Annotated in this window: 19 protein-coding genes; 11 read left to right on the top strand and 8 right to left on the bottom strand. The window is 60.3% G+C overall.

What is annotated here, in order from left to right; translation table 11 throughout:
- Window positions 1–298 precede the first annotated feature (298 nt).
- On the bottom strand, window positions 299–1,471 hold the full coding sequence (locus BMX67_RS14455; protein ID WP_245739471.1) for a DNA polymerase Y family protein: 1,173 nt from the start codon (window positions 1,469–1,471) through the stop codon (window positions 299–301).
- A gap of 102 nt (window positions 1,472–1,573) precedes the next feature.
- Here BMX67_RS14455 and BMX67_RS14450 point away from each other — a divergent pair, with 102 nt between their 5' ends.
- Window positions 1,574–1,885, top strand: coding sequence for a hypothetical protein (locus BMX67_RS14450; RefSeq protein ID WP_090736463.1), 312 nt, complete (start codon window positions 1,574–1,576; stop codon window positions 1,883–1,885).
- Window positions 1,886–2,448: 563 nt separating this feature from the next.
- Here the strand turns inward: BMX67_RS14450 and BMX67_RS14445 are convergent.
- Together BMX67_RS14445 and BMX67_RS14440 are read right to left on the bottom strand one after the other, a co-directional pair.
- On the bottom strand, window positions 2,449–3,849 hold the full coding sequence (locus tag BMX67_RS14445; RefSeq protein ID WP_245739470.1) for a sensor histidine kinase: 1,401 nt from the start codon (window positions 3,847–3,849) through the stop codon (window positions 2,449–2,451).
- The gene (locus tag BMX67_RS14440) at window positions 3,842–4,513 is read right to left on the bottom strand and encodes a winged helix-turn-helix domain-containing protein (protein WP_090736461.1); all 672 of its coding nucleotides are present in this window, start codon (window positions 4,511–4,513) and stop codon (window positions 3,842–3,844) included. Before BMX67_RS14440 ends, BMX67_RS14445 begins: the two co-directional genes overlap by 8 nt.
- Before the next feature lie 318 nt (window positions 4,514–4,831).
- Between BMX67_RS14440 and BMX67_RS14435 the strand changes: the two genes are divergently transcribed.
- The 9 genes from BMX67_RS14435 (at window position 4,832) to BMX67_RS14395 (ending at window position 18,016) form a co-directional block, all read left to right on the top strand.
- Window positions 4,832–6,205: an ArnT family glycosyltransferase gene (locus BMX67_RS14435; RefSeq protein ID WP_245739469.1), complete on the top strand. Its 1,374-nt coding sequence runs from the start codon at window positions 4,832–4,834 to the stop codon at window positions 6,203–6,205.
- An 8-nt stretch (window positions 6,206–6,213) separates the two neighbouring features.
- Window positions 6,214–7,218: a glycosyltransferase family 2 protein gene (locus BMX67_RS14430; RefSeq protein WP_090736655.1), complete on the top strand. Its 1,005-nt coding sequence runs from the start codon at window positions 6,214–6,216 to the stop codon at window positions 7,216–7,218.
- 8 nt (window positions 7,219–7,226) lie between these two features.
- Complete coding sequence (locus BMX67_RS14425) at window positions 7,227–7,598, top strand: GtrA family protein (RefSeq protein ID WP_175479920.1); 372 nt, start codon at window positions 7,227–7,229, stop codon at window positions 7,596–7,598.
- Window positions 7,599–8,236: 638 nt separating this feature from the next.
- Entirely contained in the window at window positions 8,237–10,855 is a 2,619-nt protein-coding gene (locus tag BMX67_RS14420; RefSeq protein WP_245739468.1) for a type I restriction-modification system subunit M, read from the top strand.
- A complete protein-coding gene (locus BMX67_RS14415) occupies window positions 10,848–12,116 on the top strand; it encodes a restriction endonuclease subunit S (protein ID WP_090736455.1) in 1,269 nt (422 codons plus the stop codon). Before BMX67_RS14420 ends, BMX67_RS14415 begins: the two co-directional genes overlap by 8 nt.
- 15 nt (window positions 12,117–12,131) lie before the next feature.
- A complete protein-coding gene (locus BMX67_RS14410) occupies window positions 12,132–15,398 on the top strand; it encodes a type I restriction endonuclease subunit R (protein ID WP_090736453.1) in 3,267 nt (1,088 codons plus the stop codon).
- Window positions 15,398–16,150, top strand: a complete 753-nt coding sequence (locus tag BMX67_RS14405; protein ID WP_090736451.1) for a M48 family metallopeptidase — start codon at window positions 15,398–15,400, stop codon at window positions 16,148–16,150. Before BMX67_RS14410 ends, BMX67_RS14405 begins: the two co-directional genes overlap by 1 nt.
- Before the next feature lie 399 nt (window positions 16,151–16,549).
- Window positions 16,550–16,966: a CopG family transcriptional regulator gene (locus tag BMX67_RS14400; protein WP_090736448.1), complete on the top strand. Its 417-nt coding sequence runs from the start codon at window positions 16,550–16,552 to the stop codon at window positions 16,964–16,966.
- Between the two features lie 45 nt (window positions 16,967–17,011).
- Window positions 17,012–18,016, top strand: coding sequence for an extracellular catalytic domain type 1 short-chain-length polyhydroxyalkanoate depolymerase (locus tag BMX67_RS14395; protein WP_090736445.1), 1,005 nt, complete (start codon window positions 17,012–17,014; stop codon window positions 18,014–18,016).
- A gap of 308 nt (window positions 18,017–18,324) precedes the next feature.
- Here BMX67_RS14395 and BMX67_RS14390 read toward each other — a convergent pair whose 3' ends face one another.
- The 3 genes from BMX67_RS14390 to BMX67_RS14380 all read right to left on the bottom strand — a co-directional run bounded on the left by BMX67_RS14390 (window position 18,325) and on the right by BMX67_RS14380 (window position 20,352).
- On the bottom strand, window positions 18,325–18,777 hold the full coding sequence (locus BMX67_RS14390; RefSeq protein ID WP_281249175.1) for a DUF2267 domain-containing protein: 453 nt from the start codon (window positions 18,775–18,777) through the stop codon (window positions 18,325–18,327).
- Window positions 18,778–19,088: 311 nt separating this feature from the next.
- On the bottom strand, window positions 19,089–19,682 hold the full coding sequence (locus BMX67_RS14385; RefSeq protein WP_090736439.1) for a recombinase family protein: 594 nt from the start codon (window positions 19,680–19,682) through the stop codon (window positions 19,089–19,091).
- A gap of 148 nt (window positions 19,683–19,830) precedes the next feature.
- Entirely contained in the window at window positions 19,831–20,352 is a 522-nt protein-coding gene (locus BMX67_RS14380; protein ID WP_090736436.1) for a hypothetical protein, read from the bottom strand.
- A gap of 59 nt (window positions 20,353–20,411) precedes the next feature.
- On the opposite strand from BMX67_RS14380, the gene BMX67_RS14375 reads away from it, so the two are divergent.
- Window positions 20,412–20,843 carry a thermonuclease family protein gene (locus tag BMX67_RS14375; RefSeq protein ID WP_139206538.1) on the top strand — a complete coding sequence of 144 codons (432 nt, stop codon included), beginning with the start codon at window positions 20,412–20,414 and terminating at the stop codon, window positions 20,841–20,843.
- A 61-nt stretch (window positions 20,844–20,904) separates the two neighbouring features.
- Here BMX67_RS14375 and BMX67_RS14370 read toward each other — a convergent pair whose 3' ends face one another.
- Together BMX67_RS14370 and repC are read right to left on the bottom strand one after the other, a co-directional pair.
- The gene (locus tag BMX67_RS14370; protein ID WP_090736429.1) at window positions 20,905–21,225 is read right to left on the bottom strand and encodes a hypothetical protein; all 321 of its coding nucleotides are present in this window, start codon (window positions 21,223–21,225) and stop codon (window positions 20,905–20,907) included.
- Window positions 21,225–22,478 carry a replication initiation protein RepC gene (repC, locus tag BMX67_RS14365; RefSeq protein WP_175479919.1) on the bottom strand — a complete coding sequence of 418 codons (1,254 nt, stop codon included), beginning with the start codon at window positions 22,476–22,478 and terminating at the stop codon, window positions 21,225–21,227. Before repC ends, BMX67_RS14370 begins: the two co-directional genes overlap by 1 nt.
- Window positions 22,479–22,770 lie beyond the last annotated feature (292 nt).

Genomic DNA, 22,770 nt, shown 5'->3' with positions numbered 1-22,770 from the left:
TGTATTCTCCAAGACCCGAAAACACATTACAACGAGAGCACATCCCATGAAATTATTAGGGACATTTGACGCAGACCCTCCCAATGGCCCACATGAGGCTCACTTCCGCCGCGGTTATCACCACGGCGCCTTGGCTATGGTGCGTGCGATGAAAGAGGGCGTTTCGATAGATGAACTGGAGGCCTTCGTGAACGCTGAACTTCGTGCTTGGCGCGAGGACCACTCGGTCCCGGCATTTCCTCCGGAACCAAGCCAAAGCAATCGCGTCTGAGCCACATCCCGATCCCATCAGGGTACTCTACCCTCTCTCGAAGAATCCTGGATGGGGCGTGTTCATACCAAAGCGGATTGCGCCATCGCCATGGCGTGCGTTGATCTGATCGAGCGCCCGCGAAACCCGCTCACCACGGGTCAGCTCGGCCGGGGCGAGAGGCATGAGCAGATCTCCGCGCCGATCCTGCAGAAAGCCCACATCGCCCAGGTGCACGCCGATACTGATGACCGCGCCCGGTCGCGCGGTGCGCCAGAGGCGCACCCACAGGGCGCGGTGAAGCCGCAGGAAGATCGCGGTATCCTGTGTCGGAAAGCAGCTGACGTTCCGGGACCAGACCCCGCCGGCCATGGAACTGACCGACAGGCTGAAGCGACCGGCCACGCGACCGTCGCGGCGCAGCCGCGCGGTCGCCTTTTCGACCAGCCAGCGGCCGACCAAGTAGGCACGGCGCGGATCGCGGTATTCGGGCGACAGCACCTTGCTGTTGCCGAATCCCCCTCGTTCCGTCGCGACCAGCGGAATATCCATGCCCTGGAGCATCCGCACGAACCGTTCGCCTTCGACGGAACGCCAGATCAGCCGGGCATGCCGCGGATCAAGCGCAAAGAGGCTAGGAACGTCGAATACGCGGGCACGGTAGAGCCGCGCCTTCATCGCAGCCGAGATCCCTGGCAGATCGTCCAGCGCTAGATGGGCGATGGCATCGGGCAGGTTCTCAGACCCGAGCCACTGGCACCCGTCCGGCTTTTCCAGCTTGCCGGCGATCTTGGCCAAAAGATGGTTCGGGCCAATGCCAGCCGAGAAGCGCAGGCAGTCGCCGACCTCGACGGCAATTGCCGCCTTGAGGCGCGCGACCAGATCGACGGCGCCGGCGAGGGTCCGGGCTTCGCCCGACAGCGCCAGCTGGAACTCGTCCACGCTGCGGATATGGGTCAGCTCGGCGTGACGGTCCAGCACGTCGGCCACGGCCAGGTTGAAGCGCACATAGAGCCGGTGTCGTGAGGGTCGGAAGATGATACCGGGGCAAAGGCGACGGGCGTCACGAACATGGGTGCCGGTTTTGACGCCGTAGGCTTTTGCCTCATAGGACGCGGCGACGCAGGCGCCGCTGTCCGAATCGACAGCCGTAATCGCCACCGGCCGCCCACGTAGCGCGGGATCGAGCTGCTGTTCGACGCTTGCAAAAAAGCTGTTCATATCGAGATAGAGGACGCGGAAGGGGGGCATGACACCAGATATCGAGAATGGTCAGATCGCACCTTATGTTCTATCTTTGTTCTCATTTGGCAAGGAGGGAAGATGGACAGGTCGGGTCAGCTCCGCAATGTCGCGTTCGGCGGCGCATGGTCGGAACAAATCGCCGGGCGCGAGGCCCAGGCTGCCGCGATCGCGACCCTTGATGCCGCGGCCGCCGGCGCGGCAAGACGCGATCCGCTATCCAGCGAGATCATGTCGGCGGTCGATCTCTTATGCGAACGACACCCGAAGGGTCCAATGTTAAGCGCAGCGTGGATCGCGGCAGCCCGGTTTGAGCCCGCCGCGCGCCGGATCGAAGCGCTGGCGCGTGTTTCGGCGCAGATCGCAGCGGCCTATGGTGGCATGAAAAGCTAGGAGGCGCGGGAGCGAGCATGTGTAATCTTTATGCGAACACGACGTCACAGGCGGCGATGCGCGAGATATTCGAGGTGATGGGGCAGCGCGATCACCTTGGCAACTATCGCGGCCAGTCGGCCATCTGGCCGAAATATGAGGCACCGGTCGTCCGCATACCCCTCCGGTCACATGCGGATTGTCCGCGAAGGCATCGGGATCACGTCAGACGATGCGTCCGCCGGTGGCGATTGACCGGGTGTTCGCGATAGCACGCTTCGGCCTGTGAGGCCGTGGTCGGTGTGGATGCGATCCGTGTCGTTTTTCACAAATAAGTTCAGCAGCCTGTCACAGACGGTTAAGGGAGCGGCCGCAGCATCGAAGCAGCCGTTCGCGCGAACCGCAGCGAACGGCTTGAAGGAGCCCAAACTACATTGCGGCACCAGAGCAGAGTTTCGCAATCGCAGAACGAAGGTTCCGGCGGAGTCGGCTCCACAGCCGCCGTTCGCTCTGTCTGGATGCGGCGTTGTGGCATTCACCAGGCCGACCATTTACTGGACGCGCAAAGGGCTATGCTATCGCGGTTAGCTCGTCTTCCTACCGGCCAGAGGGAAAAGGATCAGAACGCGCAGGCCCGGGTGATTGTCATCGAAACGCAGCGTTGCGCCGTGCAGATCGGCTATTGCCTTCACCATGCTTAAACCCAGGCCGTTGCCCGGTGTCGTGCGGCTTTTCTCTAGCCGATAGAAGCGGCGCAGTACCTTCTCACGTTCGCCCTCCGGGATGCCGGGGCCGTTATCCGAGACCTGAAGGAGGACGCGGCCATCCAGCCGCGATAGCGACAGCTTAATTCTGGTCTGGGCGGGGCAATGGCGCAGGGCGTTCTCGACCAGGTTGGAGATCATCTGGGTCAGAAGCTGCTGATCCCCGCGAACCAGAGCTTCGTGATCTGTCATCTTGACCGTCAGGAGTTGACGGTTTTCTTCGGCGACGGCCCCATAGGCGTCCTCGACGCGCTCGAGGACCAGCGCAAGCGCGGCATCGGCAAAGCGGTCAGCGCGCGCGCCGGCCTCGATCTGGGCGATCCGCAGCAGGGCGTGGAAGGTCTCGATCAAATCATCGGCGATCTCGAGCGCTTCATCGACAGCGCTGCGGATCGGGTCGGGCAAGTCGGGCGCGGCTTGCAGCGCATCCAGTCTTTGCCGAAGGCGTTGCATGGGGGTGCGCAGATCATGAGCGATGTCGGCCGAAATCTGCTTCTGACTATCGACCATGCGCTCAAGTTGGGCGATCGTGCGATTGATGTCATCCGCCATGCGCGCAAGATCGTTGGTATCGCCACCCGTGGTCGGAACGCGACGATCCAGCTGCCCGTCAGAGACCGCTTTCAGCGCGGCAGAAATCTGGGTCAGCCGCCGCTCGGTTCTATGCCCGACAATGACCCCCGCAAGAAGACCCGTCATGAGCATCAGGACGAAGCCTGCAAGGAACCCACGACCCAAAACCTCGCGCAGTTCCTCTTGGTAATAGGTGCTGCTGCCCAACGTCAGGCGATGCTGCCCGAGTTGCACCGAGTGAAGCAGATACCCGGTGACATCCTTATAGCGCGGCGTTTGGGCATGGATTGCATCGACGGGGATGTAACCGCTGTCGCCCGACAGATCGATGGCGTCGACGTTTCCGGCCAGAACCTGGCCCTCCGCATCGACAAGCAGATAAATCCGGTAATCCTCGAAATTGAATCCTGCGAATCCGGCCAACTTGGCCTGAACCGCATCCAGCCCTTCGCCTTGGTAAAGGTCCGCGAAGCCGGCCGCATCCTGGGCCAGTTGATCCGCCACCCACTGTCTCAACTCGCGATCCGCGAAGTGATAGGTCAAGCCAAGGACCAACGCCGTTATTACCGCGTAAAGCACCGCGAAACGCAGCGACAGCCGCGCCGAGGTCGAGCGCAGAAAGCCCGATATACCTGCGGCTCTAGCCATGCAGGCTGTAACCCGCACCGCGGATCGTGTGGATCAGATCGGTATCAAAGGGCTTGTCGATCTTGTTGCGCAGGCGGCTGATATGAGTTTCGACGACATTCGTCTTGGGGTCGAAGTGAAAATCCCAGACTGATTCCAGCAGCATCGTGCGTGTCAGGACACGACCGGCATTGCGCATCAGATATTCCAGCAGACTGAATTCGCGCGGTTGAAGGTCCAGCGCCACCCCCCTGCGCATGACCGTTCGGCGGATCAGGTTCATTTCCAGATCGGCAACCTGCAGGACGGTTTCCTCGACCCTCAAAGGGGGTCTGCGGGTCAGAGCCGCCAGCCGTGCCGACAATTCCTGAAAAGAAAACGGCTTGACCAGATAATCGTCTGATCCGGCCTCTAGTCCCTGAACCCGGTCGTCGATCCCATCCATGGCACTGAGGATCAGGATCGGCGTTTCGACGCCTGCGCCCCGCACCGATTTGACGAGTGTCAGCCCGTCCAGACCAGGCAACATCCTGTCGAAAATCATGACATCGTATTGATTGTCCAGCGCCGACAGAAACCCCTCGCGACCATTGCTGCAATGATCGACCAGATGGCCCTGCGCCTGCAGGCTGGAGGTGACATATTCCGCCGTTTCGACATGGTCCTCGACCACAAGGACACGCATGGGACCAGCTCTCTGTTGTCTGACCCGAAGGCATAGCGACATGGGCGCGTGGGTCAAGAGATCGAAAGATTACCAATCGGTATAGTTCCGGCAACCACCCGGACAGATCGCGACTGCTAGGGAGTGGTCGACATCACAAAGAAGCCTATCGGGCAGGATCCAAGAATGACATTGAACGAGGCCGAAACAGGCCACATATCGGTCCCCAGAAAAGACCGGTCTTTTCCGCTGCCCGCGCTGCCGGATCTGCAGCTTGAGCAAGCAACGCGACGAATTCTGATCGTCCTCGCGTCGGCCTTTTCGGTCTTGCGGCTATGGGTGGTTTTTGCAGTCCCTTTCACCGACTCGACGGAGGCGCGCTATGCCGAGATGGCCCGCAAGATGGTCGAGACCGGGAACTGGCTGATCCCGCAATTCGATTATGGCGTCCCTTTCTGGGGCAAGCCGCCGCTGCATACATGGCTGTCAGCCGCCGGAATGCAGGTCTTTGGCACGACCGAGGCGGCAGCGCGCCTGCCAATTCTTCTGACGGCACTGGCGATACTGTTTCTGATCTGGGCTTGGGTGCGCGATACTGTCGGGACCAATACGGCACTGGTGGCGACGGTTGTGCTGGCGACGATGGCCATGTTCTTTGGTGCTTCGGCCTTTGTGATGACCGATATACCGATGACTCTGGGCACGACGCTGGTCATGATCGGGTTCTGGCGGGCGGCCATAGATTCAGACAGCCACTGGGGCTATGCCGTGTTTCTGGGACTGGCAATCGGCATGCTGGCCAAGGGGCCTGTGGCCGTGGTCCTGTGCGCCATCCCCGTCACCCTTTGGCTGATGGTAACCTGGAACTGGGGGGTGCTGCGCCGCCTGCCCTGGACGGGCGGCATGGCTCTGCTGATGGTGCTGAACGTGCCGTGGTATCTTGCGGCCGAGATCGCGACCCCCGGCTTTCTGCATTACTTTTTGATCGGCGAACATGTTCAGCGCTTTTTGACGCCCGGCTGGCAGGGCGATCTCTATGGATCGGGCCATCAAGAGGCGATGGGCACGATCTGGCTGTTCTGGCTGATGGCGGCCCTGCCATGGAGCCTGATCCCCGCAGTGCTGCTGGCGCGGCCAACGAGGCTTGCAGGTGCCTTTCGGCAAGACCGATCGGGTTGGCTTGTCTATCTGCTGCTCTGGTCGCTGTCGCCGCTGATGCTGTTCACGCCCGCCTCGAACATCCTTGCAGCCTATGTGCTGCCCGGCCTGCCGGCGGCGGCTATTGTGCTGGTCGTTCTGTCGTCTCAGGTTCTTGGCTTGCGCCCCAACCGGGCGTCGCGGATCGGATTCGCTGTTGCGGGCTTGGCGATGCTTTCGTCGTTTCTGGCACTGACCATCGGATTGGTCTTTGCCCCGCAGCAAATGCGGCTGAAATCCGACAAAGGGCTGGTCGCCGCGGCGATGACCGCGCATCCCGACGCGCCGCTTTATACCGTGGGCGGACGCAGCTTCTCGGCCGAGTTTTACTCGCACGGTCGGGCGCGGGCCATCGATGAGGCGGATTTTGCCCGGCTGGCCGGCAATGGTGCGCCGACCGCATTTTCGGTCTCGCCATCCATGACGACAACGGCCGAGGCATTGGGACTTGAGAACATGGGCGAATATGGACGGCATGTGCTGTTTGTGACGCAGCCCGTCAAAGAGGTGAAGTGATGGGGCGCATGCACGACATCAACCGCGAAACAGCGAACCTGCTGTCAACCGCCCCTGATCCCGGGTCGGCCATCCCGGATCTGTCCTTCGTCATCCCGGCCTATAACGAGGCGGAAACGATCACGGAAACGCTGACCCGCGTGTCGCGTAAAGCACGCAGGCTGGTGCAGCATGCCGAAATTCTGGTCGTCGATGATGGCAGCACCGATGAGACCTTGAGCCTCGTCGAATCCGGCCATTGGGAGGTGCCGGTGCGCCTGCTGCGCCTCTCGCGCAACTTCGGCAAGGAACAGGCGATCATGGCAGGGCTGCGCCACGCGGTGGGCCGTGCCGTGGTGATCCTCGATGCCGATCTGCAAGAGCCCCTGCGCTATGTTGACACAATGCTGGAACATTACCGCGAAGGCTATGAAATCGTCTATGCTGTGCGAGCCCATCGTGATGACGAAAGCTGGTTGAAACGCCGCTGCACCGCCACTTTCTATCGTTTCCTGAACTTCGGCAGCGACGTGCCCATGCCGGCGGGCGCGCGGGATTTCCGACTGATGGACCGCAAGGTCGTCGATGCGCTGTGTTCGCTGCCCGAAAGCAACCGCTTTATGAAGGGACTTTATGCCTGGGTCGGCTTCCGCTCGCTCGCAATCCCTGTCGAGCTTCAGCCGCGCGGCGGTGGCAGCACGAAGTTCAGCTTCCCGCGACTGCTGAAGCTGGGAATGACCGGGCTGACAGCCTTTACCGACTGGCCTTTGCGGATGTGGACCGGCATCGGGATGGTGCTTGCCAGCCTGTCAATCCTCTACGGGCTGTTTCTGGCCGGCCGCACCCTGTTTTTGGGCCATGACGTGCCGGGTTGGTCCACGCTGGCAGTGGCGATCTTCTTCTTCAGCGGTATCCAGTTGATGTCGATTGGCGTCCTGGGCGAATATCTCGCCCGCGTCTTCAGTGAGGTGAAGGGCCGTCCGGGCTATGTGATCGCCGAGAACACCACGATCTCTGCCGCGCCAGAATGCTAGGTTTGTTTATGCGTTTTGCCCTTACCGGAGGCGCGGCGACGCTTGCCCATCTGGCCGTAGCGATGCTGCTGATCCAGCTTGATGTCCAGCCACTTGTTGGCAATGCGGTCGCTTTTGCGATTGCCTTCTTGGTCAGCTTTCTGGGACATCATCTGTTCACCTTCGCCGGTCATGGCGCGGCAGCGTCAAGGACGCTGCCGCGCTTTACCGTGGTGGCTGGTGTCGGGTTTCTGGGCAATGAAATCCTGCTATTCCTGCTGCTGAACACGGGCGCGCTTGCCCCCGAAGCCGCCGTTGTTTTGTCAACGGGATGCGCCGCAGCCTCGACCTTCATGCTGTCTCGCCGTTGGGCCTTTGCGGGGTCGGCACGCATGCAATAACCCCGGCGGTTTCTGCCAGGAGCGGCAGCGGTGGCATGCCCGAAAGGGTGGCAGCTTCGTGCGGCAGCCAATAGCGCTGGAAATTTGGCGTAAAGATCTTACGGTATGGTGTCGGGCGGCAGAGTTGGCGCGGTGGATTGCTCTTTTTCGGCATGCATAGGGCTGTCTTTTAATGTCCGTTGCGCGAGTGGCCGCTTCCTGGTTTTTTGCGTGCCCGATGCCGCCAAGCGGTAGGCCAGCATTGCGGCCGGTGGTCTGCGTCGGTCAAGGTTTCGCTGCGCTAGGCTTGAACGTCCACATACTCAGACTGCTGCGGGCGCAATGCTTCCGCGCCACAAGTCCGCTCTCCGCCGGGGCAGGGCGATGCCGCGGGGACGCGGGCCCTGATCTTGCGCTCGCAGCGAAGTGGTGTTTTGTCCGCAGACCGACGTATTGGTCAAAAAAAGCTGCGCGATGCTCGAACGGCTGCTTTGACGGGCCGCACCGCAGCATTCGGACCGCGGGGCGAAGGTCGGCTCTGGGCGGTGAGCCGACTTTCGCCGCATGGAGCACCAATGTCCGAGATTGCACACTAGCGGACCTTCGCGCCCCCAGTGCGGCAGGGTTGATCGACGTTTACTGCAAGGCCTGGGTGCCTTGTGCAGCAACTGCGCACCGAGCTCTCACAGCATGAGCGTCGCTTCAGTGACAGGAGATCGAAGCGGCGTGTGTTGCGGCGCGAACTCTGGTTGTCCGTTGCCCTCTACCCGGAAATACCGCAGGTTGCGGGCAAACCAGACGAGAAAATTCAAATGCCTCTGACACTTGCGCAGCTTGAGCGCCACCTATTCAGCGCAGCCGACATTCTTCGCGGAAAGATGGATGCATCGGAATTCAAGGAATACATCTTTGGAATGCTGTTCCTGAAAAGGTGCTCTGACGTATTCGACCAGGCGCGAAGCGACGTTATCAAGAAACGCATGGGAAATGGCGTTCCCGAAAAACAAGCTGCGCAGGATGCTGAGAATAAAGTCTGGTACGGAAAGACGGGTGCATTCTGGGTACCCCCTCAATCTCGCTTCAGCTATCTCGTCGACGAAGCTCATGAAAACATTGGCGACAAGCTCAACAAGGCGCTTGGCGGCATTGAAGCTGAAAACATTGCTCTCGAAGGCGTTCTCGATCACATCGATTTCACCCGAAAAGTCGGCCAGAGCAAGATCAGCGACCAGAAGCTCCGGCAATTGATCAACCACTTCGGTGAGATTCGACTCCGCAATGAAGATTTCGAGTTCCCCGACCTCTTGGGTGCTGCATATGAATACCTCATCGGGGAGTTTGCGGATTCCGCCGGCAAAAAGGGGGGTGAATTCTATACCCCCCGATCCGTCGTCCGAATGATGGTCAGGCTTTTGAAGCCGACGCTCGAGCACGACATCTACGACCCGTGCTGCGGGTCAGGTGGCATGCTTATCGCGGCCAAGGACTACATCGACGAGAACGGTCAGGACGGGAGCAAGGCCAACCTCTTCGGACAGGAGTTCGCGGGCACCGTCTGGTCGATCGCCAAGATGAACATGTTGCTTCACGGCATGAGCAGCCCCGACCTGCGCAACGAGGACACCCTCGGAGAGCCGCAGCACGTCGAGAACGGTGAACTTCGCCGCTTCGACCGGATCCTCACAAACCCGCCGTTCTCGATAAATTGGGGGTCGAAGGACAAGGACAAGTCCGGCAACTACGTCTGGGAACCCAAGTTCCCCGAACGCTTCTTCCATGAGGTGCCGCGAGGTTCGAAGAAGGCCGACCTGATGTTCCTGCAGCACATGCTGCACGTCACTCGTGACGGCGGCATGATCGCAACAGTCATGCCCCACGGCGTCCTCTTCCGCGGCGGCGATGAGGCCAAGATCCGCCAGAAGATCATCCAACGCGACCAGATCGAAGCAGTCATCGGCCTCGGCCCTCAGCTCTTCTACGGCACAGGCATCCCCGCCTGTGTCATCGTCCTGCGCCAGCAGAAGCGTGACGGTGCGGAGCTCATCTCCGGCAAGCCTGCCGACCGCCAAGGCAAGGTGCTCTTCATCAACGCCGACCGCGAGTATTTCGAGGGCCGCGCGCAGAACCACCTGATGCCCGAGCATATCGAGAAGATCGTCACCACCTTCGAGGAATACCGCCAGATCCCCGGTTTTTCGACCATCGTCGACATCGACACGCTGGAAGCGAATGACTGGAACCTCAACATCCGCCGCTACGCCGACAACGCGCCGCCGCCCGAACCGCATGACGTGCGCGCCCATCTCGTGGGCGGCATCCCCAAGCCGGAGGTCGAGGCCAAGGCCGCGCTGTTCAAATCCCACGGCCTGAACCCGATGGACCTGCTGACCCCGCGTGATGAACGATATCTCGACTTCGCGGCAACAATTACCGTCAAGGCCGACATCAAACCGGCCATCGAGACCAATGCGGGCCTCATGGCGCGCGAGGCCGAGATCTGGGACAAGTTCAACACATGGTGGAACGCCCACACCGATGAAATCACCGCGCTGGCAGGGGATGACAGCGCGACCGCGCTGATCGCCCTGCGCGACGAGCTTCTGTCCAGCTTCTCGACCACGCTCGAAAGCCTCGCCATGCTGGACCCGTTCACCGTGCGCGGGATCATCGCGCAGTTCTGGAACCAGTCGCGCTTCGACTTCCTCACCCTCATGGCGCGCGGAACCAAGGGCGTGGCCGATGCATGGCGCACCTCCATCGTCACCGCGCTGGAGGACAAGGGCAACAAGGAGAACCCGCTGGACCACAAGCTGGTCAGCTTCCTGATGGGCGGCTTCGTCACCCAGATCGCCGAGTTGGAGGCCGAGAAGGCCGAGCTGGATGCCAAAATCAAAGCCGCGACCGCCAAGCCCGAGGAAGGAGAGGAGGAAGAGGATGATGCCGAGCCGGTGGACGAGGCGCAGATCAAGGCGTGGAAGAAGGACCTGACCGAGGTCAAGAAGACCCTGAAGGCCAAGAAAGACCAGTTCACCACCGAGTTGAACAAGGGCGTTGATGACCTAACTGAGGAAGGGGCGGCAGAGCTTCTGCTGAAGATTCTGCATGATGACATGCAGAAGATCCTGACCCGCTACATTGCTGCGCAGCGCGGGCAGATCGTCTCGTCCTTCGAGAACTGGTGGGACAAGTATCGCGTCACTCTGACCGAGATCGAAGGCGCGAGGTCTGATGCCACGGAAAAGCTGGCTGGATTCCTCAAGGGGCTGGGTTATGTCTGAGGAACGGCAAACGGAACGCCTTGGAGATATCTGCTATATTAAGGCGCGCATCGGTTGGCGCGGCCTATCTTCGTCCGAATACACAGAAGATGGCCCATACCTGATTGCAGGTCAGCATATTCGTGGCGGGCAGATCACATGGGATAAGTGCGATCACATCACTGAACAACGGTATCTGGAATCGCACGAGATCATCCTGCGCGATGGTGATGTGATCATTACCAAGGACGGGACGATAGGACGCGTTGCACGGATAGATGACCTCCCAGGTGACGCAACGATCAACGGAACGATGATGCTTGTGCGGCCGTTGCGCAGGCTGGATTATCGCTACCTCTATCATATCTTGAATGGGCGAGGCTTTCAGAAGCTGATTGATGACAAAGTGTCGGGAAGCTCGATCCCGCACCTCTTCCAGCGTGACATGGTTGAATTGAAGGTGGAGCTGCCTTCTCCCGATCACCAATCCAAGATCGCCGAGATCCTCGATACGTTGGATGCGGCGATACGGGGGACCGAGGCGGTGGTGGCCAAGTTGAAGGCGATGAATCAGGGACTGCTGCATGACCTGCTGACCCGCGGCATCGACGCAAACGGAGACCTCCGCCCCCCACACCCCGAGGCCCCCCACCTCTACAAACAAACCCCGCTCGGCTGGCTGCCGAAGGAGTGGGATGCACGCCTACTCGATGAGGTTGCTATCCGCGGAAGCGGCCACACCCCGAGCAAGTCCATAGCGTCGTACTGGAACGGCGGTATCAAGTGGGTCTCGCTGGCAGACTCTCATCGGCTGGACCAAGTATTCATCCGGGAGACCGACAAGGAAATCAGTGAAGCCGGACTCGCGAATTCTTCCGCGGTGCGGCACCCAGAAAACACCGTCATTCTCTCCCGTGATGCAGGGATCGGGAAAAGTGCCATCCTTGCGTCAGAAATGGCGGTAAGCCAGCATTTCATGGCATGGCGGTGTGGATCGAAGCTGAACCATGTCTTCTTGTACTACCTGCTTCAGCGGGAGAAGCCTCGCTTCGAGGCAATCGCCATGGGGAGCACGATCAAGACCATCGGCCTGTCGTTTTTCAAGAAGTACATGATCGCTCTGCCACCGAAGGATGAGCAAGATCGCAGTGCAGAAATACTGCTGGAAATCGAAAGCGATATCGTTCGCCACGAACAGGAACTCCAAAAGCTCCGCGCCACGAAATCCGGCCTGATGGACGACCTGCTCACCGGCAGGACGCCTGTCACCGCTCTGTTGTAACCGAAGGGTCTGCCCATGGGACATGAATACAACGATGTTGAAAAGCCCTTCATCGACCAATGCGTCGCCATGGGCTGGACCGCGCAGGCCGGCAGCAAGGATGACCCCGCCCTGACGGGCCGCACCAGCTTCAAGGAGGTCATCGCCGAGGCCACGTTGCGCGAGCGCCTGCGCGCGATCAATCCCGGCCCCGATGGCCAGCCCTGGCTCGACGATGCCCGCCTGTCAGAGGCCGTCAGCGCACTCACCCGCCACGGCCATCGCGGGCTGATGGAGGCCAATCAGGCGGTCACCGAACTGCTCCTCAAGGGCCTGACGGTCGAAGGCCTGCCCGGCTGGTACGGCGGGCGCGGCCAGACTATCCGCTATATCGCCTGGGACGATGTGGCGGCCAACAGCTTTACCGTCGCGAACCAGTTCCGCGTCGATTGCCCGCCCGGCCATGACGTGGGCAAGGGCTTCATCATCCCCGATGTGGTGCTGCTGGTGAACGGCATCCCCATAGTGGTGGTCGAGGCGAAGAGCCCTGCCATCCCCGAACCGCTGGCCGAGGCGGTCAAGCAGCTGCGCCGCTACCACAACGCCCGCAAAGCCGCGCTGGAGGTCGAGGAGAACGAGGGCACGCCCGCGCTCTTCGCCAGTGTCCAACTGCTGATCGCCACCAGCTTCGACCAGGCGCGCGTGGGCTGCATCGGCGCGGGGCTGGAGCATTACGGTCAGTGGAAGACGGTGGTCGGGCCGGATGGCACGGGGTCGGAAGACGACGTGATCAAGGCCTTGGGCAAGAAGGGCCTGTCGGAGCAGCAACGCCTTGTCGCGGGGATGCTGCGGCCTGCGCATCTTCTGGATATCCTGCGGCATTACCTGCTGTTCATGAACTTGGGCGGCCATACCATCAAGACCGTCTGCCGATACCAGCAATACCGCGCCGTGAACCGTGCCTTGGAGCGGCTGCGCAGCGGCAAGACGCGACTGCAGGATGGCGAGTATGACCGCCGCGGCGGCATTGTCTGGCACACCCAAGGTTCGGGCAAGAGCCTCACCATGGTGTTCATGATCCGCAAGATGCGGACGGATCTGGCGCTACGGAAGTTCAAGGTGATCATGGTCACCGACCGCAAGGACCTGCAGCGGCAGCTGTCGGAGACGGCAACCCTGTCGGGTGATGTGGTCGAGATGGCGACGAGCAATGGATCGTTGAAGAAGCTGGCAAAGCGCAAGGGGCCGGGCCTCGTTTTTGCCACCATCCAGAAGTACCGGACTGACGAAGACGTGGCTGAGGTCAGCAAGGGGCCGGCCTTCGAGGTGCTGAACGAGGACGAGACGATCGTGGTCGTGGTGGACGAGGCGCACCGGACGCAGGCGGGCGATTTGCACGCAAACCTGTTGGCCGCTCTGCCAAACTGCGCCCGTATCGGCTTCACTGGCACGCCGATCATCATGGGCGAGAAGAAGCGTACCACCCAGATCTTCGGTGACTTCATCGACAAATACACGATTAAGGAAGCCGAGGCCGATGGTGCGACGGTGCCGGTCCTGTACGAGGGCCGGACGGCCGAGGGCGCGGTGAAGGATGGCGCCACGCTGGACGGTCTGTTCGAAGACATGTTCCGTGGCCGCACGGATGAAGAGCTGGAAGCGATCCGCAAGAAATACGCGACCAGTGGCAACATCCTGGAAGCCCCCGCCCTGATCGCGGAAAAGGCGCGCGACATGTTGCGGCATTATGTGACCAATCTCCTGCCGAATGGATACAAGGCGCAGGTGGTGGCCTACAGCCGCACGGCGGTAATCCGGTATCACGCCGCATTCCTTGTTGCCCGAGATGAGTTGATGGCAGAGGCCGCCGCACTCCCCGACCACGACAAAGCGATGGACGATGAGGTTCTTTGCACCAAACCTGCGGTGTTTCAGGCCTTAGTGCAGGCCTGGCGGTATCGCGACACCTTGGAGAAGATCGAGTTCGCCGCGATCATGTCTGGAGGCAACAACGACGACGCTTCGTGGAAGCAGTGGACGGAAGGGTCTGCACAGGAGACCCGGATCAAACGGTTCAAGAAGCCCTTGTTCCACAAGGATGCCACGAAGTCGGATCCACTGGCTTTCCTGATCGTCAAGTCCATGCTCCTGACAGGGTTCGACGCGCCTATCGAAGGGGTGATGTATCTCGACCGCTCCATTCGGGAGGCCGAGCTGTTGCAGGCGATCGCCCGTGTGAACCGGACGGGTTTCGGAAAAACCTGCGGTATTATCGTGGATTACTTCGGCGTCGCGCATCACCTGAAAGCCGCACTGGCTGCCTATTCCGACGAGGACATCGACGGTGCTCTTGTCAGCCTGAATGATCAGATTCCTGTGCTTCAGGATCGGCATATTCGGGTCGTCGACATTTTCAGGCGTGCTGGACTTGATGACCTTTCGAATGACGAAGATTGTCTGGAAGTGCTCTCCACAGAGAAGGCCAGAGCGGAGTTTATCGTCAAGCTCAAGGATTTCCTGAAGTCGCTCGAGATCATCCTTCCACGCCCCGAGGGCTTGCCCTTCGTGCATGACGCCAAGCGACTTGCATATCTGCAGGCGCGCGCCCGCAATCGGTATCGCGACATGCCAGTCATTGGTGCGGATGTCGGAGCCAAGGTGCGGAAGCTGATCGATGATCACGTCATTTCCCTTGGCATCGACCCGAAGATTCCACCTGTGCAACTGACGGATGCAGAGTTTGACAATCAAGTTGGGAAAGCCACAGGCGGCCGAGCGAAGGCATCAGAGATGGAACACGCTATCCGTTCTCATATACGCAAGAACCTCGAAACCGATCCAGTTCGCTTCAGGAAGATGTCGGAGCGACTGAACGACATTCTAAAAGGCTTTGGCGAGCAGTGGGATCAGATCATCGAGCAGTTGCAGGCTATCATCGACGAGCTTCGCGGCGGAGCCACCGACCCTGACGAAACCACCCCGGACATCCCGGAGATCTATCTGCCTTTCCTCCGCACGGTCCTGGCGGCGAGCTCTGCAGACCAAACTACCTCAGCTGACCAACTTCACGCATTGCACGAAGTGACACGGATTGTGGTGGGCCGAATTATCGAGGAGATCAGCGCGAACCGCTCATTGTGGAGCAGCTTCAAGATGGCGGATCAGGAAAATCTAAGATCAGAGATTTTTGAGATCATCTTCGACGCGCAGATCCAAGGGTTCGGAGTCGACGAGGCAGAAGCCCTTGCTGATCAGCTGATGCAGCAGGCCAAAGCCAATGACGACAAGCTGCGAGCGGCCTAATGTCCAAGCTTCCCATGACGCCAATTCGAACTGGCGGAAAGCCCGCTCGCGTGAGCGAGCACCGACTGGAGATTGATGGTCTTGCTTTTGACGTTCACCGTAGTGATCGCCGTAAAACCATGCAGATCACAGTGGAACGTTCTGGGGACCTGTCGATAGTTGCGCCTTCGACAGTTCCTGCCGATCAACTGGTCAGCTTCGTCGAAGAAAAGTTGGCCTGGGTACACACTAAGGTTGAAGAAAAAGCCAGACTTCAACAACGTGCTCCGATGAAGGAATTCGTCGAGGGTGAAGGCTTTCTGTACCTAGGCCGGAGCCACCGACTGCGCCTTGTTGATAACCAGCTAGTAGACCTCAGTCTGAAGAACGGCCGGTTCTGCCTGCGGAGCAGCTCTATCCACCGGGGACGAGACATTTTTGTCTCGTGGTATACGCACAGAGCTCAGCGATGGTTCGAAAAACAGGTCGCCGAGTTCACCAACCGTATGGGTGCGAATTTGCAGGAGGTAAAAGTTCAGGATCTTGGCTTCAGGTGGGGGTCTTTCGGTTCCGATGGTCGCGTTTCGTTCCACTGGAAGGCTATCCTCCTGCCTCCTCGTATTGCCCAGTACGTTGTGGTGCATGAATTGGCGCATGCTCATTACCCTGATCATTCCGCGAATTTCTGGATCAAGGTGGAACAACATCTGCCAGATTGGCACTTGAGAAAGACTTGGTTGGCGGAAAATGGCATTCAAGTTGAGGGTCTATAGAGCTCAGCCGTTCGCCGCACCGGTTGCGAATGTCCGCAATGGGCCGCGACCGGTCATGCCCGGCGCCTAGCGTGAACGTCGGCCTTGGGCCGACAGCGATCGCATCGCGCTGGAAATTTTAATCGGAAAATGGACTCGCAGCGAAATGCCTTGGTCCTACAATTCCGCTGATCCACGTCGGTGGGGTGTCCATTTCGAACGGCGCCGGTGTTTGCACGTCGCCCTCGGGCTATCTCACCCGTTCCACAAGCCAAGATTGGGCGCGCAATGCCGCCCCGTTAGCCGGAACCCACAATCAGATGGCCGCCCGTGTGGGCGAAGATCCGGACTGCGCTGTCAGATGCGAGCTTGCACTGCGACTTGATCATCTATATACCATCCATATGGATGGAGTAGGATATGGCGGACATACACCGCCTGCCCGACCGGCAGGCCGACCCGGAAAAGATCACGATCAACCTCGGTCATGTCGACCTCGGCCGCATCGACCTGCTCGTGCGCGAGGGTGTCTACGCGAACCGGACGGACTTCATCCGCACGGCCATTCGCGCGCAGCTTCGCGAAGAGACCGAGACCGTCGAGCGGTCGATTGCCCGTCATCAGCTTGAGCTCGGTCTCTTTGACCTGACGCGAGAGGCGCTCGAGGCGGTCGTCGCACAAGGCGAAGCCTTGCACCTCAAGGTGCTGGGCCTCGCGCGGATCGCCTCCGATGTCTCGCCGGAGCTGGCGGTGCGTGCCATCGGCTCAATCCAGGTCCTAGGCGCTTTGCAGGCGCCCAAGGACGTCAAGGCGGCCCTGAAGGACCGCATCACCTGATACCCCCGTCCGGACCCTTCTGTTCGGTCTCACAGGAGACGACCCATGACCCGACCCTTCCACCCGGCTTTTCGCCGGCGCTTCACGCATGCCCGGACGCAACCGATCGACGTCAACCAGGTCATCAACGATGCACTGTCGCAGGCCGGCCTGTCCGGTGGCCAGGCCCCGCGCATGCCATCCTTCGATCTGCCGGGCTTGGGTGATCTGGCCAATGGGCTGAACCTCTCCGGTCGGCCTGACGCCACACCACCCCTTCCGGAAGGGGGCACATGGGCGCTGCGCCGCCATGAAAGCCCTGCGGGATCGCGGGATTACCGTCTGTTCGTTCCAGCCGGAGGCGCATCGGAAGGGTTGCTCGTCATGCTGCACGGCTGCACGCAAACTCCGGAGGATTTTGCCCGGGGCACGCGCATGAACCAAGCCGCCGCCAAGGCCGGTCTTGCAGTCGCCTGGCCGCAGCAGGGCCCCGCGCACAACCCGCAATCCTGCTGGAACTGGTTCCGCCCCGAGGACCAGCAGCGCGAAGGCGGCGAACCCGCCTTGCTGGCTGCGCTGACGCAAGAGGTCTTGGCCGACCTCGATCTGCCGCATGGGAGGTCCGCCGTGGCGGGTCTCTCTGCCGGGGGTGCGATGGCGGCCATTCTCGCGGTGACGCACCCGGATGTCTTCGTGGCTGCAGGCGTGCATTCAGGACTGCCTGCCGGGGCCGCGCGGGACATAGGCTCTGCCTTCGCTGCGATGCGCGGCGGCGCCCGGGTCGCCCAGGGGGACGGCGCGCCGCTCATCGTGCTGCACGGCACCGCGGATGCCACAGTCTCCGTTGCGAACGCCGAAGCGCTGGTGCCCCCCGGAGGCTTCGAGACCGCACATGACGACGGCGGACGCAGTTGGACCCGTCGCGTGGCTCCCTCCGGCTCGGAGCTCTGGCGCGTGGACGGCGCGGGCCACGCCTGGTTCGGCGGCGACCGCGCCGGTTCCTACGCCGACCCGGCAGGTCCCGATGCCTCTACGGAGATTATCCGCTTCGTCTGCGCACAGATGCGCTGATCGGAGTGCCGCCCCGGCGGACGGCACACACAGACAAAGGGCCGTCCGCGACGAGATCGCCTCAGACCATCCCACAGGCCCGACGGCCAGCCTCGGCGCCCTTGGCCACCACGGCAGACCTCGGGCCGTTGGAAATGCTGCGGCGAGGATGGAAGGCAGCTTCGGTGACGCCGCGCTGCGGCGGCAGTTGCCAGGTTGAAGGTCCGCAGAGGGCCGCCCTTACCGGTGATGTTTCGCCCATCGAGTTGAAATGCTGCGACCGATCCATTGGCGGAAAAGAGCCCAGAGTGACGGATGCTGCAAAGCAGCTAGATGATCCTTTGCTCTAGCTCGGCAGGATCATCGACATCTACCTGCCAAAAGTCGCGCGCTTCAGGCGATAGCTTCGCTAAAACTCGCTCGAAGTCCCTCCGGTTCGTGGATCGCCGAACCGCCCATGCCGTTGCCTCAATTGCATTGTCCGGCGTTAGATTGTGGTTCACCCTCACCGCTTTGACCTCGGAAACGAGCCTTTTGCGGTCATAAAATTCAGTGCGGGATTCCGTAACGTCCCAGTTTTGCACAAAAATCGCACGAAGAACGCTCGGCAGGACACTTGCGAATTCCAAACCCTCTGGGGCACTCAAACGACGCCGAAACACCTGCAAGACCGCATCGACCGCCGTGTACGCCATGTTGTCAGACTCAAGGCACATGCGCTCTTTCGCATCATCGAGGAAAGCGCGCCATTCTCTGGAAGCGTGTCGATATGTCCACGGCATTGGCACGTGTAGCTGGTCCCCTTCAACGGAATCATCGCCCACATTGATATCGAATTTCCAAAGAATTGTCGAAGAAACGAACGGCAGCTTCGTCCCGCGATCCGTGAGTTAGCGATGGTTGGGAACTTACAGTCGCAGCGAATGTCGCCTCTGACGGGCCGCACCGCAGCACGCTGCTTGCCGGGTGAAAGGCCGCAACGGGCCGGCCCTGCCGAAACCTTCATTCTGCGACCGCGAAATGCCGCCTTGGCGGCACGAGGTAGTTTGGGCTCTTCGCGCCGATCTGCCGCCTCCCTGGCGCAGGGCAGCTTTCATTTTTCTACCTCTTTGTGGACATTCGCGCCTCTCGGCATCTGCGCTTTTGCTTTATAGACGGTGCCGCGCGAGATCCCCATCTCGCGAGCAACTTCCGTCGGAGAAAGGCCTGCACCCAGTTTGGCTTGAACCGCCTTCATGTCGATCTTGGGCGGACGTCCACGGTAGACACCTTTGCGTTTCGCGGCGTTAATACCTTCGGCCTGCCGCTCCCGTCGTAGATTGGTCTCGAACTCAGCAAAGACACCAAGCATGTCAAAGAACGCCTTGCCCGCCGCGGTTGACGTATCCACGGGCTGTTCGGTGGCGGCCAAATGGGCGCCCTTCTGCTTCAGCCTGGCAACAATAGTCTGAAGATCCTGCATCGAGCGCGCCAGCCGGTCGATCCGTGTGACCACCAGTGTTTCGCCTGGGTGGATGAAGTCGAGGATCGTCCTCAACTCTGGACGGCCTTCCAGCGTGGCCCCGCTGCGCTGTTCTTGACGCACCATCCCACATCCCGCCGCCATCAGAGCCTCAATTTGTGCATCAAGGTTCTGATCGACGGTCGATGTTCGGGCATAGCCGATTTTGGGGCTTGGCTTGTTCATTTTGAGTATGACCTTGGCGATATGTGTTCAATAAATAAAAACGCACCAAAAATGAACAACTATTCCGTTGTAGGCGGTGTTCACGAATAGCAATCATTATGGGTATACCCAAATAAGACGCAGGCTAAGATGAATTGTGGGCCGCCCCTTAATCGTCCTCCGCAGGTCGCATCTCTCTGATGTTTCCCATCATCCGGCTGTGGATGTACCAGACGATGCCAGCTAGCGCGGCCGTCATCGGCCACGAACTGGCAGTGCCGACGAGACTGGCGACAGGCAGACCGACAAGGACGAACAGAAGGATCAGCGGCACGGCCTGGCGGAGTGCCAGGAAGAAGGCGCGACTTTTCTCTTCCGAGGTAGGCGTCCATGAAGCGTTCTCAGAGTAAGTTTGTTGAGAAGATGCCTTCGCCCGGCGTTTGACAATGCGATCGAACTCCATCTGCGCCGCAGCTTCACTGCCAAAAAGCTCACGGCCCTCATCCAGCAAATGCGCCGCAGCCTGTTCCCACGCTTCCCACTCTAAATCCGATTCGTCGTAGCGGCTCTGCCACTCGCGATTGCGAGCCGATTTTACACGTGCGGCTTTACGTTCCTCTTCGCGTTGGCACTGCAGGAAGGCCACCACCTTGCCCTGACTGGCAGTTCTGATCTGAATGGGCCGGGTCATAACTCGTTCTCCTTTCAGCTGGAGTTTACCATGTTCGCATTGAATGATGGAAACATTACGTGAACAAATCTCGATTTTCTGCTAGAAACCGTGGCATGAAGTTCCCTGCTCTTATTGTCCTCAGCTTCCTGGCGCTGTCGATCGTCACCATCAACCCGGCGGAGCGATTTCCCGACTACGTTCCGTGGCTGGTGCCCATCCTGGCCCCGGAAAAGATCGCAGGTCCGGTCACACATGTGCGCGACGGCGACACAATCGATGTCGGCGGACATGCCATTCGCTTCGGATCGCTCGATTGCGCCGAACTGGACACACCGGCCGGACAGCGCGCGAAGACCGAAATGCAACGCCTGGTCGAAGGGGCCTATCTTGTCTGTCGGACCGATGGGCGGCGCAGTCATGACCGATGGATCGGCAGTTGCAACCTGCCGGATGGCAGGGATCTTGCCGGCATCATGATCACGCGGAACATATGCCGCCGCTATTGGTAAGGTGTCGAAACCGGCTGCGAGACAATCAGGATCGAGCGCCGGTCCGGTATCGACTGGAAAGTCACTCTGGGTCAGCATCTGGTGCAACTTCTTCCTTCAGTCCCATCTCGTCGGCCCGTTTCCAGAACGCTTCGTGCTGTGCGGAAACCTCTCGCGCACGGTCAAAGGCATCCTGCCGCGCGGCGTCGAGGCAAGCGATGTAGGGCCCGACTTCCGAAAAATACCGCTCGAAATCTTCTGCCACCAGGTCGCCATATTCCCCGAAAACTGCGTCATCGGCCGGCACGAAGGGCTCTTCCGGCGGGATGCAGAGCGGTGCCTGCGCAAATGCCGGGTGAATGAACAGAAGCAGGATCGCGGCGGCCGCAATTTCGGGTTTCATTATCCGTGACCTGCCCTTTGGCGTTCGCTGAGCCCGATCAGGCTGCGGATCAGATGTAACTCGCCCCGGCGATAGCGGTCGGTCATGGCGCGCAAATAGCCGCCGGGCTTGAAAATAATGTTCCCCGGCTCTGATTTACGAGCATCGAGGATCAGGATCGACAGCATGGCGCTATCCTCGCCCATCACCTCGCGGGCCGTGTTCCAGGCGTCGGGGCTGATCCCGAGTTCAGGCACCCGCCGCTCGGCAGCCCAGACAAAATCATAGAAACGCAGGTATTCAGGCTCGGCGCGTCCACACAGGTAGAGCTGCATTTCCGGTGACGCGAGATTGAAGAGCCTCTGTGGTCCAAGCCGGGCGATAAATTCGCTCTTGAACGCTCCGCTGGCGGCATCAACATTTTTTTCATTGCAATTCGGGCCGCCGTCAGGCGGCATGACATGAATTTTATCTTGCGCGGGTTTGCCCGCGCTCTGCATATCGACTGGCTCGTTACAGGATACTGAGGATTCTTTGGTTGTATCTTGTATATAAGGCCGCTCGTTTTCGAGCGGCCCACCGCTTGTTTTCTCCCTTTTTTCCAGAAGATCGAGCCCGGCTCTGCACAGTTGGTCCGCCTCATCTACATGCGCAGCAAGTGTTGCAAGGTCCATCCGGTGAAGCCGGTCCGCCGAGGGCCACGCTGCCGCCGCCTGCCGGATTGCGGCAGCTTCCGAACAGTAAGGGCTGATCTCGGACAGGCGCTCCAGCGTGTGCTTTAGATAGCGCTTGGCCGTGCTGCGTTGGCCTCGCAGAAAGATTGCCCGCTGTCGCTCTTCGGTCAGCTGGTCGTCCAAGGCCATCAGTTCGTCGACACGCGCAATCGCTGCGCCAAAATAAAGTCCGGTTCCTGCCGCCCGCGACCGACTGCCATTGGCCGCGGTGCGTCGCTCGATCAGACCGGCGCGCTCCAGCTCAGCGGTGATTGCGCGGGTCCGCGGTTGGGACAGACCAAGCATCTTCGCGACCTCGCCGGCTTCCGCGTAGATGAAAGGTGTCCTGACTTGGCTGGTCCAGTCGCTCGGTCGTGTCATTGCTGCCAGGCGCACAAAGGCATGCGCCGCTGCCAGCCCCACGCCAAGGCGCGGCGACACGCGTTCGACTATGATCGCGAAGTTGTCGCGCTGCATATTGCCCGGCAGCGCCGGGTGTCTGTATTCGGGGTCGCGGTAGGCCCGCGTTGCGGCGGGATGCACCGCCTTCTGAAATACCATCTCTGTCCTCATTTTTGTTGAGGCACAGGTTCCGCAGGCAACAGCTCTGTGTTCGCACAGATGCGTTTTTGCTCTTGATTTTCAGGGCTGGGAAAGTAACTATGCTCGTAACACCTAGAGCAATGCAGGTCGCCAAACCTGTGTTACACCCCAAAGCCCCCTCGTGCGGACCCCGTGCGGGGGGTTTTCATTTCTGGGTGGTCTGTCTGATTCTTCTCATGCTCCTCTTTGAGACTTTATTGCGCTGCGCACGACTAGTGAGGTCGTGCGGCTACTCTTGCTGGAGAGCTGG

The organism is Paracoccus homiensis, from assembly GCF_900111675.1.
Classification (GTDB): Bacteria; Pseudomonadota; Alphaproteobacteria; order Rhodobacterales; family Rhodobacteraceae; genus Paracoccus; species Paracoccus homiensis.
Note: the sequence above shows the minus strand (reverse complement) of the source record. Positions and strands in the feature narration are given on the sequence as shown.